The organism is Paenibacillus sp. P4_A9, from assembly GCF_056402415.1.
The window spans coordinates 1-635 of sequence record NZ_JBFUHL010000240.1 but is presented as its reverse complement, the minus strand read 5'-3'; the positions used below and the strand labels follow the sequence as shown (position 1 = coordinate 635).

The 635-nt window shown below is 56.1% G+C and carries 2 protein-coding genes; one reads left to right on the top strand and one right to left on the bottom strand.

Going from position 1 to position 635, the window contains the following annotated elements; translation table 11 throughout:
- On the bottom strand, positions 1 to 410 hold a 410-nt coding region (gene yihA / locus AC1DVJ_RS31240), incomplete at its 3' end, for a ribosome biogenesis GTP-binding protein YihA/YsxC (RefSeq protein ID WP_477596861.1).
- Between yihA and AC1DVJ_RS31235 the strand changes: the two genes are divergently transcribed.
- On the top strand, positions 409 to 635 hold a 227-nt coding region (locus tag AC1DVJ_RS31235; RefSeq protein ID WP_477596859.1), incomplete at its 3' end, for a hypothetical protein. The genes yihA and AC1DVJ_RS31235 overlap by 2 nt on opposite strands.

Below are 635 nucleotides of genomic sequence, written 5' to 3'. Positions count from 1 at the left end.
GCCCAGTCGAGCATCAGCAGGTCGAAATCAGTCATTGGATGACGGATGTCCATCATCAAAATCAAACCTTTCAAGCTCTCGCGACCGCCCAGATACGCTTCCAGGTGACGCTGCCAGTGCAGTTTCAGCGGGATCGGTACCTTGGCGTAACCGTAACCGGGCAGGTCGACCAAACGGCGATCGTCGTCTAACTTGAAGAAGTTCAGCAGCTGCGTACGACCCGGAGTCTTCGAGGTTCGGGCCAGACTGGCGTGAGTCAGGGTGTTCAGGGCGCTGGATTTGCCGGCGTTGGAACGCCCGGCGAAGGCGACTTCAAAGCCTTCGTCGTCGGGACATTGGTCGACTTTGGCCGCGCTGAGCATGAAGGTGGACTGTTGGCACAGGCCGAGAATGGGGTTCTTGAGTTGCATGGGATTTCCGATGTGGGCGGTGCCGAGAATGGACGCGGCGAGCAGTGTCGTTTCCGTTTCAGTAACGCCAGTATATAATGCCGCAGATTTTGTGTGCGCTTTGTCCCAGCGTAGGATGAAGTTCACGAGAGCGATTGACCGAAATTGCGCACTAGAACGCAGCTCGCTCTCAACCCTGAAAAGGTCGTTTTATGACGAAATGGCTGCTAGCTGCCGGTGTCTTGA